Source organism: Bartonella gabonensis, assembly GCF_903679515.1.
Classification (GTDB): Bacteria; Pseudomonadota; Alphaproteobacteria; order Rhizobiales; family Rhizobiaceae; genus Bartonella; species Bartonella gabonensis.
This window is the reverse complement of sequence record NZ_CAHOYM010000001.1, coordinates 1-14,471: the sequence shown is the minus strand read 5'-3', so window position 1 is coordinate 14,471 and position 14,471 is coordinate 1. Positions and strand designations below refer to the sequence as shown.

Sequence of the window (14,471 nt, the reverse complement as noted above, 5' to 3'; positions counted from 1 at the left end):
ATGTTATGCATTGATTATACGCTGTAGATCTGGAGGTGTGGCTTCATTTGATAACTGTTTAATTGCATCTTCTACAGATAAAGAGGTTTGATTCATACTTCCTAAGCGACGCATATTTACGCTGTTTGTTTTAGCTTCACGTTTGCCGCAGATCAAAATAACGGGAACTTTTTGTAAGGAATGTTCTCGTATTTTATAGTTAATTTTTTCATTACGGAGATCTGTTGTTGCGGAAAGCCCAACGGCTTTAAGTTTTGCCGTTATTTTTTGAGCATATTCAAAAGCTTCAGATGTAATTGTTGCAACAACAATTTGTTCAGGAGCAAGCCAAAGTGGCATATGTCCAGCAAAATTTTCGATTAATATACCAAGAAAACGCTCCATTGATCCAAAAATGGCGCGATGGATCATAACAGGCTGGCGCTTTTCTGAATCTTTATCAATATAGAATGCACCAAAGCGTTCGGGAAGATTAAAGTCTATTTGTGTTGTTCCACATTGCCATTCACGACCGATAGCATCCTTTAATGTATATTCAAATTTTGGACCATAAAAGGCTCCTTCACCTGGAAGGATACTTGTTTTGATTTGTCCCGCAAATTTTGTTTCAATTTTTTTAAGGACAGATTCCATGATACTTTCTGCATGATCCCATAATGCATCAGATCCAACACGTTTTTCTGGACGTGTTGAAAGCTTAAGGCTGATTTCTCTAAAACCAAAATCAGCATAAGTTGATAAAATAAGATCATTAATACTGAGACATTCATCTGCTAATTGTTCATCAGTACAAAAAATATGTGCATCGTCTTGTGTAAAACTACGCACACGCATAAGACCATGCAAAGAACCAGAAGGCTCATAACGATGAATAAGACCAAATTCAGCAAGTCTAATAGGCAAATCACGATAAGATTTTAAACCATGTTTAAAAATTTGCACATGACCAGGACAATTCATTGGTTTAAGAGCATAAACATTCCCATGGTCTGAATCTTCTGCTGCTGGAATTGCTTTGAACATGTTCTCTTTATACCAGCCCCAATGCCCCGATATTTCCCAAAGTGATCTATCGAGAACTTGTGGTGCATTTACTTCAGCATATTGATGATCATCAAGGCGTCTACGCATATAGTTGATTAAATTTTGGAACATTTTCCAGCCTTTTGGGTGCCAAAAAATCATTCCTGGCCCTTCTTCTTGAAAATGAAATAAGTCCATTTCACGTCCCAAGCGGCGATGATCACGTTTTTCAGCTTCTTCTAGCATATGGAGGTAGGCTTTTAAGTCATTTTCATTGGCAAATGCTGTTCCATAAATTCTCGTGAGCATTGGATTATTGGCATCGCCACGCCAATAAGCTCCTGCAACTTTCATTAATTTGAAGGCATTTCCAATTTGCTCTGTAGATTGCATGTGCGGTCCGCGACAAAGATCAAACCACTCCCCTTGATAATAGATTTTTAAATCTTGATTGTCAGGGATGCTGTCAATAAGTTCAACTTTATAAAATTCCTTTTTTTCAGAAAAAACTCTTCTTGCTTTTTCACGAGACCAAATTTCTTTTCTAAAAGGTTTATTGCGTTGGATAATTTCACGCATTTTCTTTTCAATGACGGTGAGATCATCTAGTGTAAAAGGTTGTTGGCGCGCAAAATCATAATAGAACCCATTCTCAATCACAGGACCTATTGTCACTTGCGTTTCAGGAAAGAGTTCTTGCACTGCTTCAGCAAGGACATGGGCACAATCATGCCTTATGAGCTCAAGAGCGCGTGAATCCTCTCGGGTAATAATCTCTATTTCACCAGATTGTCCTAATGGATCCGATAGATCTCGCGTGATGCCATCAAGACTATAGGCGACTGCTTTTTTTGCGAGTGATTTAGAAATGGATTCTGCTAATTCCAAGCCTGTCATTTCGGCGGGGTAATTACGTTTTGAACCATCGGGAAAGGAAAGAGAAATAGAGCAAGACATAAAAACACCTCTTTAATCCAATTCCGCCAACGATTGCGGATGGTTTCGTGAAAACTGAGTAAAAAGCTTATAGACTAATTTTCTACCAATACATATGAAAAAAGAAAAGAATTATTTGTTGTGTTTTTCAGAAATTTTCCAGTAACGCCAAGGTTTATAAAAGCAGTAATAATTTCCAAGCGAGGGAGGTACTGGATCGAAGCCATCTGTTCCAAAGGGGCCACAACGTATGATACGAAAGAGCCCCATCCATGCACCAGCCCAAAGCCCATGGCGTGCGATCGCTTCATATATATATTCTGAACAAGTTGGGGCATGGCGACACTGATTGCCTATAAGATTCGAAAGTGTTATTTGATAGAAGCGTATTAAGAAAATGCCCAATAATCGTCCAGGTGTTTTTTTCCAAGAACCTGTGTAATTTCGAGTCATTTTTTTTTCGAAACTGTGATTTGAGCATTTATTTCTTCAATTTGTTGAATGCAGTCTATCGTTGCATCAAAGGGTAGTAGTGTTGCAGCATGGCGGATTTTATAGTCTTTAATGGGCTGTAAGCAAGAGAAATCCTCAAAGGGAGCTTGAGGAGAAGGACCATTCTGCGTTAGCATTTGATAGATAACTTTACGTAATATTTTAAGATCTTGTGTTGTTTGTCCGATGATGTGAGATGCTAAAAGTGAGGCTGAGGCTTGCCCTAGCACACATGCGTGTATTTCATGAGCAAAATCCGTAACGATATAATCTTTTACCTTTAAATCTACAGTGATTGTTGAGCCACAAGGATGTGCATATTTTTTTGATGTTGCATCAGGATTATTGAGACGTCCAATTTTGCCTATATGTGCAGCATATTCAAGTATTTTATCATTATAGATATTATCAATCATGCACTATTACCTGAAATTTTGAGAGATGTGATTGTTTAAACTTTTAATTCGCTTATATAGAGATTATACAAAATGAAACAGGTCTATAGCAAATGTTTTGTATAGAGTAAGGTTGGAGTTTTTGAATGCGTAATGTTGTTAAAGAAGGCGCAAAGGATTCTTTTTTATCTGAAGAAAAGCGTCCGAGTATTGAAGAGGTGGAAGAAGCGATTCGTACATTACTCTTATGGGTAGGGGAAAATCCAAGGAGAGAAGGGCTTTTAGAGACTCCGAAACGTATAGCTAAGACATATCGCGAGCTTTTTAATGGTTATCGTCAATCAGTTGAAGAAACCTTAGGAACAGTTTTTGAAGAGGTTTCAGGATACAATGAATCGGTAATCGTAAAAAATATTCCTTTTTATTCGCATTGTGAACATCATATGATCCCGATTATTGGAAAAGCACACATAGCCTATCTTCCAGATGCAAAAATTGTTGGCCTTTCAAAAATTGCGCGTATTGTAGATATTTTTTCTCGTCGTTTACAAACACAAGAAGCAATGACGGCGCAAGTGGCTCATGCTTTAGAAATGCAGCTGAAACCTCGTGGTGTAGCAGTATTAATCGAGGCTGAGCACATGTGTATGGCTATGAGAGGAATCCAAAAGCAGGGATCTACAACAATTACAAAGAAATTTCATGGTTATTATGAAAAAGATCAAACTGCACAAGCCCATTTTATGATGATGGTTCAAAGATCATAGTAAAGCCCATATTTCTTGTAATCTTTATTAAGTTGTAAATCGTTCGGATAAAATAAATTATGGGAAAGAGAAAATTGGCTTGTACCTTTCTCTATGATTTGTTAAAGGCTGAAAGCCGAAGTGTTTTGCTTAACCACGTGCGGTCGTGGCGGAATTGGTAGACGCGCAGCGTTGAGGTCGCTGTGGGGCAACCCGTGGAAGTTCGAGTCTTCTCGACCGCACCATTAGCGATTGATTTCCTGTAACGAGAAAAAGTTGTATAGAGAGAGATGGTCTATGCGAATTATAGGAAAATCTTTCCCATTATAGAAAAATGTTTTTTTGTGTGTTATTTCTTTGGGTGTTTCCTTCATAATGTTTCATTTTTTATTACTTTATCTGTACATTTGAAACGTTATATTTTTTATGGGTGGGGTAGAGTTGCTGTGAAAAGTAGAGTAGTTCTAAGATATTTAACACTTCTTATTTGTATTTCTTTATTATCAGCATGTAGCGATTCGCGTGCTGTCCTTTGGCATGGGGTGCATGCAACTCCCTCTATGACTGCTGTACAAGAGGAAGTTGAAGAGAAACCTATTTTTCCACAAGCCATCGTTCCAGTGTATGTTGCAACAAGTCGTATGATGCAAAATAATTATGCTCAACCTTATGGTTCAGAGCGATCGAATAAAGTACATTATAATCGCGTTGACGTAGGAATTCCTCAGCAACATGTAAAGGGACTCGTTGAAATAAATGCGTATAAACCTACGCATGATAAGTATTTTTCAGCAGTCTCATTGCAAAAATATGATAATAAAGAACAATTTAAACAACAATTAAATGCTGCTTTAGCAAAAAAGCCAAAAGGAAAAAGAGAAATTTTTCTTTTTATCCATGGATATAATAATAATTTTGCAGATGGTACATTTCGTACGGCGCAGTTTACACACGATTATTCTTTAAATGTTGTCGCTGTGCATTATTCTTGGCCTTCTGCTGGATCAGTTCCTCTTTACATTTATGATCGTGACAGCGCTAATTTTGCTCGTGACGGATTGATAGAGCTCTTGACACTTATTAGTGAAACTAATGCTGATCAGATTTCAGTTATTGCACATTCTTTAGGCAATTTTGTTATAATGGAGGCTTTTAGAACTTTAGCTCTACAAGAAAAATATAAGCCTATTCGTCGTATTACAAGTTTATTAATGGCCGCACCAGATATTGATATTGATGTATTTGAGCGCCAACTTAATGATATAAAAAAACTACCACAGCCAACAGCAATTTTAGTATCTAGAGCGGATAAAGCTCTCGCTTTTTCAGGACGTCTTACGGGTGGGCATCACCGTGTTGGTGATGGCTCAGATATTGAAATGTTGCGTAAAAATGGAATAGCTGTTCTTGATTTTTCTCATGTGGATGGGGGAGCACACAATGTCTTTGCGTCTTCGCCAACGTTAATAGCTCTTTCTCGAGAAGGTTCTTTGGCTTCAACAATTATGCAAGGTACGGAATTATCACCTAGTCAAGCTCTTCTTGCAGATAGTAGTAGTGTGTTGGAAAAAACAACGCATCTTATCCTTTATACGCCTTTACGTTTTCTCTCTCCACGGATTCCACGTCGATAGCGAAAAAAGAGGAATTGGTAAAATATTTTTTAGCACTTTCTTTAGAATGATTTTGTAAAATAAAAAAGAAATAGCGGAATGAATGTAAAAAGCAGTTATTAGGTGAGTTTGTGATGATTGCGCAGAAAAGCTATGTCAATACGCCTACAGTTGTTAATTATTTATCTCATTCCGCAATGAAGTTGTTAGAAATTCATGCTATGCTTGTGAAGGTGAGAAAAGGTGATATGGGGGAAAAACCAAATTTATTGCGTCAAATTGATTCTACAAAAAAACAATTAGATGAGTTAAGCCATGCTCTTATTTTAGAATATCGTAAACGCCAAGAAAATGAGCGCTTTTTAAAACAAATTTTACTATCCATTTCCGATCAACTTTTTTCACTTAACAATGGTTTTAAGGAAACGGGACGTCTTTTCTTTCAAGAAGTTAGAATACTTCAATCTCAGATGCAATGTTTATATGAGGGGAAAGAGAGGCTTCATTTGTTGAATAGCGAAGAAGCTCTTTGTTCTCCATCAAAAATTGATGAAGTCATTAAACAGTTACAAAAAGCGCGAGAAAAGCTTATTATTGAAAGCCCACACCTCTTTGAGAAAAAATACGAAAGCTAAACAATAAAAGCTCTTTTAGTTGAGCAGATAGATAATTAATTTTACAAAAAATAAAGCTGTTAGAAGGCTTTAGTCTTTTTAAAGAAAAAATTTGCATTAATAAACGAGACATGTGTATTTGATAATCACATTTTTTATCGTATTAAAGCTTAAAAAACTTCGGTTATATCTTTGCTAAAGGTAAGGCTTTCTAAGATTTCTCCGCTGCCAAAACCTTCAATCTTAAAGTTTAGCTTAATTTGCCTTAAAAAGTCGATTTGCTCTCTCGTTTCATTCACCAAATTATCGCTAACCTCTGTATTAACGAGGCTTCTCCCACGGTTCCTTCCCCTATTGAGTTGATTGGTAACACTTGATAGCCAATCGGTGCGCTGTTCATGCCAAAAATCTGTCGCGGGGGTAAGGGTGACTGTACCTGGGAGAGGTGCAAAATTTTGATAGGGATTGATCTTTTCACAAGCGGTTGTCAATTCTTGCGCAATGATCACTTCATTGGTCCAGTCAAGGGTGACAGATGAGTTCAAGGGGGCGGTATAAAAAGTTGGATCAATGGCAAGCTGTAAAATACCATTGTCGATAGCTGCTATTTGTTCAAAATCTTCGTCTCGATAACTGTCATCGAGAAAAGGGTCTACAAACATGCCTTTTTTGGTAACGGCCTCTTTTGAATCAACATTGCTTTTAATGCGCTCTAATTGCATCAAGCGGTCAAGGGAGAGTACGCGTTGAAAATAGCGCCACATCTCATCATAGGGGGCAACACGTGTGCCATCATTTTTGACAATAGGCAAATCATTCCAGTTATTGGTAATGGTGGCAAGAGAGAGCACATCATCAGGAATGCTTGGCGTCATGGGTTGGTCTGCCGAAATGCCTTTGATATAGACAACATTGCCCCCTGTATTCAGTCCACTACGGTCAATGCGGGGGAGTTTGTAAGAGTAATTCACAATAATATCACCTCCATCAGCCCCCCTGAGACAGTGATTTCTTGTGCTGTGACTTTATCAGCCTTCACACTTGCCCGATAACGATAGGTCACCGTATAGCTGCTCCCAGGAAGTGGTTCATCCCCCACGGGCGCCCAATCAATGGTATCACCGGTTTTTTTAAAATCCTTGCCTTCTTTAAATTCTTTGCCTCCTTGCACAATTTTAAGAAAGGCGGTGATACTTTTATCGGGAACGCCATCACGCCCAGATGTAATAGCCCCGCGGGTGATGTTAACGGTTTTTTTTGTCAACAAAATGGAATGAACATCAGCAATGGGTGTATAATAGGCTTTAAAGGTAAAGCTTGTTTTTCTCTTTGGGGGCGCAAAAATATGGGTTTCACTAGGAACTTCGCTTGTCGAAAAATCTTCCAGCTCTTCATGGCGCAAAGTGGCTAAACGCTTGCGTTTAAAGCCATTGATATTGGCTTCTCCTTCTTGGATTGTGAACACTTGCTTTTGTCCCTCTTGTCCCAAAGCTGTAACACGGCAACCATTCACAATATAATGCGCATGGGCGCGGTCGTACGTCGCAATGGTTTGCATGGCTGGCTCAAGAAGTGAGGGTGATTTTTGATCGATCAAAACACCATTCTGCAAAATGTAAACGGGGAAAAACGTACCTTGTTGTTCATCATCTTTGAGAGCCCAAACAAGTTTTGCGACCTCGCGTGCAGCACCTGGTTCGCCTTCTGCTAAAGACCCTGGAACTTGCCCCAAGAGCTCTGGATCATCTTCATGAGTGACCCAGCTTTTTTGCAGTTTTACACCGATTTCCACGCGCTCAATCATGGCGATATTCTCTAAGACGGCATTTGACGACGGGGAAAATATCGCCTGCGATATAAATCTTTCCCTCTGTAAGAGTCACTGTCCTCGTGTCTTTATTGACAAAGGCGTCTGCTTGTTCAACGCGGTCTTCTTCTTGTGCCACAAGGTGCCCCAAACGGTTATGGCGTCCTTTGATGATGGTTTGAACTTCATTGAGTTCAGCACTTTGCAGAAACGGGCGCTGTCCATAAAACACAACGCTTTGTTGTTCATCTTTGCCAACAGATCTATCGATTGCAAAGGGTAAGCCACTTTCATGTTTCATGTTAAAACCTCAATAAAATCTTGAATTGTTCGCGAACATCAGCACGTAAAGGAATATAGACTGGTGTTTTGAGAATCTCCCCACCCCCATTCAGTTCATCATTCCCTAACCAAAGTTTTCCAACGGGTGTCTGCTCTGCCACAGTACTATGAATGAGAAGGGAAATGGAGGCTGCTTGCTTGTTCTCAACATCCTTAAAATCTGTGCGGGCTGCAAGAAACAGCATGGTGCCAGTTTTCGAAGGGTTAAATCTGTTGCCGCAATGGCTGTAAATGCCCTCGACAGCTTGTTCGACAGGTTGTACAGCACAGCATCGGCGATAGCCAATTAGAGCATTGTTTGTATCTCTTAAAGCTAAATAAAGGGAACGGTTTTGGAACCATTCTGCCATAAGCATATCGCGTTCGTGCTTTTTGACCGAACACCACGGAAAATTTGCCAACTCCCATGGATAATCAATTTGGTTCCAGCTTAACTCTTCATCCACATCATCAATCCAGTTACCAATCAATGTGCCTTCTTCTTTTGTGAGCGTGTGATTGATTTCTGTTGTGCATCCAAAGGAAAACAGTGTGCCAAGAGCTGTAAGAGGGATGCCACTCTCAAAATCCAGCATGCTGTCATCAAGCCTTGACATATTATTCTCGGTTGCCCCAACATCATAACCAATGACACCACGGCGAAATCAGAGCGCAAGCTTTTGAAAAGGTCGACAATCGCTTCAATAGACTCAAGATCACTTTGTTCAGGCAACCGGTCAAGTTCAAGTTGGAAAGAATTCCACCATACACGCTCTGACCACGCGGGTGTAAAGTATACTGAGAGTCCAAGCCATTGAAGCCCTTGATCAATTGCAGCAAGTGAGCCATGTATCCGCTGCCATTGGAGACCCTGGTCAAGAAGATCATAGAGATTTGGTACATAAGGGGTAAGTTCTCCAAGCCCATATTCTTCAATAAGCCATGGTAAGAAGCGGGGAGGGCGTGTGATGAGTTTAGAGTGTGAAATCCCCGAAATAGATCCATCAACATCTTGATGAAAAACACACACATCAGCAAGGCGCTTTTCAAATTCCGTTGCATGTGTGGGGAGGAGGGAGGAAAGCATTAGCGTGCCCGCCCTTTAAAGTTTAAGATAACCTTGCCAATGGATAATACTTCTTCGTCCAAAACAGTATTATCCGTTATAGGCTCAACGGCAATGATTTTTTGCACACCAGGAATCATGAGCTTTGAAATCCACCACGAAAGGCTTAATTCGCGCCCAAGGGCTTGTTCTTTTTTCCAAGCCGTGCGCAGATTTGCCTCCATTTGGGTTAAAACCGTGAGTGCTGTTTCTGGTAACAGCCAAACATCTGCTTTTAAGTCTATAATTTTTGCAACAGCAGCGTGCACAAGAATGGTATCATTGGTCATGATGACATTCTTATCGTGAAGTGCTTGTGAAACTTTGTCTAATAAGTCTTGGCTTGCTGTTTCTTCTTCATTATTGCCAAAAATGGCAACATGAATGGTTGGATTTTTGCCCTTCCGGTAAATCCGGTAAATAATGGCATCTTTTACGCGGTTATCTGCGGATAAAGCAATAAATTTGTAATAAGGTTCTGTCCACTGCCTTTGCCACTGCGTGTATGAAGTCTTATGCGTTCACGGTACCGGTCATCACTCTCACCGTCCATTCGTTGAACACCGTGCCAATTACCCAAAGCATCAAGAGACTCATCTTTTGCAAAATCAAGAATATTGTTCCGTGCAGCCTCATTAATGCGTTGTCTTAAAAGCAGTTCTCGATAGCTAAAAGCCTCAATAATTTTTAAAGAAGGATCACTTTCTAAAAAGATATAGCTAGGCAAAAGTTCTTTTAAATATTCAATATTTGTAGCACGGATTTCTTCAAAGGAAAGTTCTGATATGATTCGGGATTGGCAAGATTCTTCATTGTATCAATAATCCTTCTATGGTAATAGGCTTTCCTGATGGCAAATAGATGCCTGCAAAGGATAAGGATATTTTTCCATCCTCACTCTTTTTAAAATCAATTTTTTCAGTTTAAAACGGGATTCCCACTTGTCTAAAGCCTCAGCAACGGCGGCATAAAGAGCAACGGCAAAGGCGTTATTGGCTGGTGCATCAATCAATTCCGCAACACGTGAGCCGTAACCATGCCGCATCACCCGCGTGCCAATGCGTGTTGATAAGATATCAATAATTGATTGGCGCAAATGATCAATACCGGATAAAGGCTTTCCTGTCATACGGTCCATTCCACTGTTCAATTTGGACCTCCTGTCATGGCTCCACCAGGGGAAACACCTCCATGAACATGGGTTGCTCCTACATTGGTGCCATTATGCTTTAATTCACTGAATTGATGGAAACACTGCTCCTTGAATGAAGAGCAATGCCATTATCACAATGGAGTGAAATTCCTCTGCTTGCTTTCAAGGCAATAGCTTTGTCTGCGTTTAAATTCAGATCACCTTGTGAGGTAATTTTGATGCCTTCTGGTGCTTGCAGTTCTAATTTTTTGCCATCTCCTTTTATCGACACACCATCAGAAATCGTGAGATTAAACTTTCCTCCTGATGTGAGGTTAAGGGTATAGCTATTTTGTTCATCATCATATTCAATGGTGGTGCCATCCGGATAAAGTGTCTTATGTATATTGCCTTTATCGGCTGCTTGGTTTGCATCCGTGTGAAGTGAACCAACAATTATCCCTTATGATAAACCACCTGAGGAAGAGACAACAACAACTTGCTTTCCAACATCACGCCCTTCATAAGAACAAGTTTTACCGGCGCGGGCTTGTGTATCTGGAATCCAATCACTGATCAGATTACCACTCTTTACCCGATAGCGTGCATTTTTATGGTCGACATGGCTAATTTTTCCAACCATTACCATATTGGCCACACGCCTTTTTAAATCGGTAATCTCTTTATCGCGCCGCTCTAACATGGGTTTCCTCAATTTTTACGTATTTCTCTACATTTTCTACAACGGTTGTTGGTTTAAACCCGACAAGAGGTTCAACAATTCCTGCGGTTGTATTTCCTTCATCGGAGGAGGGGATATTGGTCACATAAGTGACTTCAAAGGTTAAAATTGCACCATGGAGTGCTAGGGCGCCATTATCGCCAAAGGCAAAAGCAATATTTTGCAAGCGGCACGTCTCAACGGTGTTGTTAAGATTGGGATTGGCATGGAAAATCTTCTCAACTTGCCATGCCAATTGATCAACGAAGCCAGCTTCGTTTTCTTGTATGCTATAACATTCAACATCCACTGTTAAGATGCGCCGCCTTAAGCCAAAATCATGTTCATCCTCAATGATTTCGTTTTGCGTTGAGATATTAATGGCCGGCATTGCTTCAATAAATAAGTTGAAGTCACGCATATTGAAAACATTGTCACCAGCAGCTGTCTGTGCTGCTTTGATCAGCCCAACAAATGTTTCTCTTATCGTTTCGCGTGGATGCATAAAGGCTCCTTTGGAGTAGGCATATAAAATGATTGACTAGTATTAATAATAATACTAATACTATTATTGATTATGAGTAATAAAGTTGAAAAAATAATCAGCTTGATGAAAGCATCACCAAAAAACATCAAGTTTTCAGATTTGTTGGCTGTGTGTGTCTATTTCTTTGGAGAACCAAGGAACAATGGTTCAAGTCATTTTGTTTTTAAAGCCCCATGGGTAGGAGATCCTCGTGTCAATATTCAGAAAAGTTCTGGAAATAAGGCAAAAGCCTATCAAGTTAAGCAGGTTTTACAAGCAATAGAAAGGATAAAGCATGAACAATAATCATTATACCTATCGTGTTTTTTGGTCACCAGAAGATGAAGAATATGTTGGTTTATGTGCAGAATTTTCATCTCTTTCATGGCTAGATGTTCAAGCAGAGAAAGCTTTAAAAGGTATTATGGACCTCGTTTCAGAAGTTGTTGGGGATATGCAACATAATGGAGAACAAGTCCCAATACCTTTGTCACATGGCAAATATAGTGGTAAGTTTCAATTAAGAATACCACCAGAACTTCACAGACAACTTGCAATTCAAGCAGCAGAAAATGGTGTAAGCTTAAACAGATACATTTCTTCTAAACTTTGAAACTTTTAAAGGTTTAAAGGTTTATATGTGCCAAAAGAAGATTGATTTTTATAAAAACCTCTCAATTAAAACAAATGCCCGTTTTTAAGACGGATGAAGAAGCAGAGAACTTTGTTGATACTGCCGATCTTACAGATTATGACTTAACGAGTTTTAAGTCTGTTCACTTCGAATTCTTACCTAAAGAAGCTTCTTAACCACCTCCCCACCTTAAAGATGGGGAAGGGAATGTTTTTACCTTAGGCAACCTTTCTAATGGGGTTGTCTAAATGGGGTTCGTAATATTTTGACAAGATATTGATTTATAATGATAATCTAGCGTTATTCATATTGAATTAGAATTCCGAATAACGTAGGATTCTCTCATTTCAAATCTGTTTATGTTGCATCAATTAAAATCACTCATTTGCACATCACAAGCGGGATGAGTGTGTGGATCAAATTTGTATAAGAAAGGATTAAAAATGGCTCTTATGAACCGTCTTAATGCAAGGTCTGTCGCAACATTGGGGGCTGGCAAATATAATGATGGTGCCGGCTTGTTACTCCATAAGCGTAAAGATGGGGGTGCTCAATGGATTTATCGTTATACCATTCACGGGCGGCGCCGCGAAATGGGATTGGGGGCTTTAAGAGATGTCTCTTTAAAAAAAGCGCGTGAATATGCAAACCAATGGCGTTCTGTTCTTCGTGAAGGTCGTGACCCCATTAAAGAACGTGAGAAACAAAAGCGTGAGGCAATAAGCAATCTTCATTATTTAAAAGATATCGCATTGGATGCTTTTGAAAGTCGTAAAGCTGAATTAAAAGATGATGGTAAAACTGGGGATTGGTTTTTACCATTACGCCTTCATATTCTCCCTAAATTAGGCTGTTTGCCCGTTTCTGAGATTACCCAAACAGAGATACGCAACACTCTCGCCCCTATCTGGCATACAAAAGCTGGAACAGCTAATAGAGCTCTTATTCGTCTCAATCTTTGTCTTAAACATGCGGCTGCGTTAGGTTTAAATGTTGATTTACAAGCAACAGAAAAAGCACGTGCGCTCTTAGGCAAACAACGTCATAAAGTCAAAAATTTACCTGCAATGGATTGGAAAGATGTTCCTGCTTTTTATAAAACGCTTTGCGAAGCATCAACCATAACACAACTTGCTTTGCGTTTTCTTATTCTTACAGGTGTCCGTACTAATCCATTGCGTCATATTCGTGAAGATCAAATTGAAGATGATGTCTGGACAATTCCTGCTGAGAATATGAAAGGAAAGCGTGATACAACAAAAGAATTTCGCGTGCCTCTATCATCTGAAGCATTAGAAATATTAAAACAAGCGCGCCTGCTTTCTCGTAATGATTTCTTTTTTTCTACTAGAGGTCGTGGTCCCCTCGCTGAGAAATGCATGGCTACGTATATGAGAAAAAATAAACTTGATGCCTGCCCGCATGGATTTCGTTCTAGTTTACGCAATTGGCTTGCTGAAACAACCGATGCCCCCTATGAAGTTGCTGAAACTATTCTAAGTCATACGGTTGGGGGTAAAGTAGAGCGTGCTTATCGTCGTACTGATTATTTAGAACAGCGCCGTGTTTATATGGATAAATGGGCGGCATATGTTACGGGTCAATCTTAAGATATGGGGTGCATAACCCCATTATCTGTGGATAACTTTAGCTCTCTCTTCTCTCATATCGTCTCAATTAAACTCATAAATTATCACATGAGAAAATGTATAATAAAATACTGTTTTCTATGAATAAAATACCTTCAAAAATGAACCAAAATGTGCTTAATAAATAGGCATGATTTGTTGTCATTTTTTAATATTTGAAAGGATTTTAGTATGACAGAAAATGATATTCTTTTAACAGACCGTGAAAGYGCAAAACTACTTCATATGAGTGTCTCAACTTTCCGCCGTCATGTGACCAATGGCTCTTTACCAAAACCTTTAAAATTTGGTTTTTTATCCCGTTGGTTACAATCGGATCTTATCAATGTTATCGAACAAGCAAAACAGCAACGTCAAAGTAATGCGGCATAAAAAAAACCTTGTCACATAAGGATGGACAAGGCTTTCCATTTTCACACGAAGTTAATGGATAGCAGAATCCGTCCTATGATGCAATATTATAGGATCACAAAATGTCTTCTTATATCAATGCTCKGGGCATTACAAATGCATTACGTGGAGTTTGGCATGGGGATTATGGACTTGCCCGTTGCCCTGCTCATGATGATCAATTGCCTAGCTTATCTCTTTCTAATGGACATGATGGGCCCCTTTTACTCACTTGTTATGCTGGTTGCTCTTTTAGAGAGATCATACAAGCGCTTAGAAGAATTGGCTTGCTGGGGAAACAAGCCTTTTTTGATAAAGCTTATGATCATACGCTTTCTTTCTCAAAACAGTTTTGTGCTGATCTCAA

General features: G+C 39.4%; 12 protein-coding genes, 1 tRNA gene and 6 pseudogenes. 10 read left to right on the top strand and 9 right to left on the bottom strand.

Annotated elements, in window-relative coordinates; translation table 11 throughout:
• Positions 1-3: 3 nt before the first annotated feature.
• The 3 genes from thrS to HWX04_RS00085 all read right to left on the bottom strand — a co-directional run bounded on the left by thrS (position 4) and on the right by HWX04_RS00085 (position 2,867).
• Positions 4-1,980, bottom strand: coding sequence for a threonine--tRNA ligase (gene thrS / locus HWX04_RS00095; RefSeq protein WP_175868222.1), 1,977 nt, complete (start codon positions 1,978-1,980; stop codon positions 4-6).
• A 111-nt stretch (positions 1,981-2,091) separates the two neighbouring features.
• Positions 2,092-2,412: a membrane protein insertion efficiency factor YidD gene (gene yidD / locus HWX04_RS00090; protein ID WP_175868221.1), complete on the bottom strand. Its 321-nt coding sequence runs from the start codon at positions 2,410-2,412 to the stop codon at positions 2,092-2,094.
• Positions 2,409-2,867 carry an iron-sulfur cluster assembly scaffold protein gene (locus HWX04_RS00085; RefSeq protein WP_175868220.1) on the bottom strand — a complete coding sequence of 153 codons (459 nt, stop codon included), beginning with the start codon at positions 2,865-2,867 and terminating at the stop codon, positions 2,409-2,411. The genes yidD and HWX04_RS00085 overlap by 4 nt, the downstream gene beginning before the upstream one ends.
• Before the next feature lie 125 nt (positions 2,868-2,992).
• Here HWX04_RS00085 and folE point away from each other — a divergent pair, with 125 nt between their 5' ends.
• From folE to HWX04_RS00065, 4 genes are all read left to right on the top strand, one after another.
• Positions 2,993-3,613: a GTP cyclohydrolase I FolE gene (gene folE, locus HWX04_RS00080; RefSeq protein WP_175868219.1), complete on the top strand. Its 621-nt coding sequence runs from the start codon at positions 2,993-2,995 to the stop codon at positions 3,611-3,613.
• Between the two features lie 139 nt (positions 3,614-3,752).
• Positions 3,753-3,837, top strand: a tRNA-Leu gene (locus HWX04_RS00075).
• A 201-nt stretch (positions 3,838-4,038) separates the two neighbouring features.
• Positions 4,039-5,226, top strand: coding sequence for an alpha/beta hydrolase (locus HWX04_RS00070; protein WP_175868218.1), 1,188 nt, complete (start codon positions 4,039-4,041; stop codon positions 5,224-5,226).
• A gap of 113 nt (positions 5,227-5,339) precedes the next feature.
• Entirely contained in the window at positions 5,340-5,840 is a 501-nt protein-coding gene (locus HWX04_RS00065) for a hypothetical protein (protein WP_175868217.1), read from the top strand.
• Between the two features lie 176 nt (positions 5,841-6,016).
• Here the strand turns inward: HWX04_RS00065 and HWX04_RS00060 are convergent.
• From HWX04_RS00060 to HWX04_RS00035, 6 genes and pseudogenes are all read right to left on the bottom strand, one after another.
• A pseudogene (locus HWX04_RS00060) lies at positions 6,017-7,927 on the bottom strand (DUF4815 domain-containing protein); the annotation flags it as partial.
• Position 7,928: 1 nt separating this feature from the next.
• Positions 7,929-9,034 (bottom strand): annotated as a pseudogene (locus HWX04_RS00055) (phage tail protein).
• Positions 9,034-9,842 (bottom strand): annotated as a pseudogene (locus HWX04_RS00050) (baseplate J/gp47 family protein). Before HWX04_RS00050 ends, HWX04_RS00055 begins: the two co-directional pseudogenes overlap by 1 nt.
• A 19-nt stretch (positions 9,843-9,861) precedes the next feature.
• A pseudogene (locus tag HWX04_RS00045) lies at positions 9,862-10,202 on the bottom strand (GPW/gp25 family protein).
• Positions 10,199-10,887, bottom strand: a pseudogene (locus HWX04_RS00040) (phage baseplate assembly protein V). Before HWX04_RS00040 ends, HWX04_RS00045 begins: the two co-directional pseudogenes overlap by 4 nt.
• On the bottom strand, positions 10,868-11,410 hold the full coding sequence (locus HWX04_RS00035; protein ID WP_175868216.1) for a hypothetical protein: 543 nt from the start codon (positions 11,408-11,410) through the stop codon (positions 10,868-10,870). The pseudogene HWX04_RS00040 and the gene HWX04_RS00035 overlap by 20 nt, the downstream one beginning before the upstream one ends.
• Before the next feature lie 105 nt (positions 11,411-11,515).
• Here HWX04_RS00035 and HWX04_RS00030 point away from each other — a divergent pair, with 105 nt between their 5' ends.
• The 6 genes and pseudogenes from HWX04_RS00030 to HWX04_RS00005 form a co-directional block, all read left to right on the top strand.
• A complete protein-coding gene (locus tag HWX04_RS00030; RefSeq protein WP_246257251.1) occupies positions 11,516-11,737 on the top strand; it encodes a toxin HicA in 222 nt (73 codons plus the stop codon).
• A complete protein-coding gene (locus HWX04_RS00025; RefSeq protein ID WP_175868214.1) occupies positions 11,727-12,044 on the top strand; it encodes a type II toxin-antitoxin system HicB family antitoxin in 318 nt (105 codons plus the stop codon). The genes HWX04_RS00030 and HWX04_RS00025 overlap by 11 nt, the downstream gene beginning before the upstream one ends.
• 74 nt (positions 12,045-12,118) lie before the next feature.
• A complete protein-coding gene (locus HWX04_RS00020) occupies positions 12,119-12,241 on the top strand; it encodes a CopG family antitoxin (protein WP_246257268.1) in 123 nt (40 codons plus the stop codon).
• Positions 12,242-12,508: 267 nt separating this feature from the next.
• Positions 12,509-13,675, top strand: coding sequence for a tyrosine-type recombinase/integrase (locus tag HWX04_RS00015; protein ID WP_175868213.1), 1,167 nt, complete (start codon positions 12,509-12,511; stop codon positions 13,673-13,675).
• A 210-nt stretch (positions 13,676-13,885) separates the two neighbouring features.
• A complete protein-coding gene (locus HWX04_RS00010) occupies positions 13,886-14,086 on the top strand; it encodes a helix-turn-helix transcriptional regulator (RefSeq protein ID WP_175868212.1) in 201 nt (66 codons plus the stop codon).
• 101 nt (positions 14,087-14,187) lie between these two features.
• Positions 14,188-14,471 (top strand): annotated as a pseudogene (locus tag HWX04_RS00005) (DUF7146 domain-containing protein); the annotation flags it as partial.

Coding starts and splice junctions, on each gene's coding strand:
- HWX04_RS00085 (WP_175868220.1), bottom strand. CDS start 2,867: ATGATTGATAATATCTATAATGATAAAATACTTGAATATGCTGCACAT.
- HWX04_RS00030 (WP_246257251.1), top strand. CDS start 11,516: ATGAAAGCATCACCAAAAAACATCAAGTTTTCAGATTTGTTGGCTGTG.
- thrS (WP_175868222.1), bottom strand. CDS start 1,980: ATGTCTTGCTCTATTTCTCTTTCCTTTCCCGATGGTTCAAAACGTAAT.
- HWX04_RS00065 (WP_175868217.1), top strand. CDS start 5,340: ATGATTGCGCAGAAAAGCTATGTCAATACGCCTACAGTTGTTAATTAT.
- folE (WP_175868219.1), top strand. CDS start 2,993: ATGCGTAATGTTGTTAAAGAAGGCGCAAAGGATTCTTTTTTATCTGAA.
- HWX04_RS00015 (WP_175868213.1), top strand. CDS start 12,509: ATGGCTCTTATGAACCGTCTTAATGCAAGGTCTGTCGCAACATTGGGG.
- yidD (WP_175868221.1), bottom strand. CDS start 2,412: ATGACTCGAAATTACACAGGTTCTTGGAAAAAAACACCTGGACGATTA.
- HWX04_RS00025 (WP_175868214.1), top strand. CDS start 11,727: ATGAACAATAATCATTATACCTATCGTGTTTTTTGGTCACCAGAAGAT.
- HWX04_RS00035 (WP_175868216.1), bottom strand. CDS start 11,410: ATGCATCCACGCGAAACGATAAGAGAAACATTTGTTGGGCTGATCAAA.
- HWX04_RS00020 (WP_246257268.1), top strand. CDS start 12,119: ATGCCCGTTTTTAAGACGGATGAAGAAGCAGAGAACTTTGTTGATACT.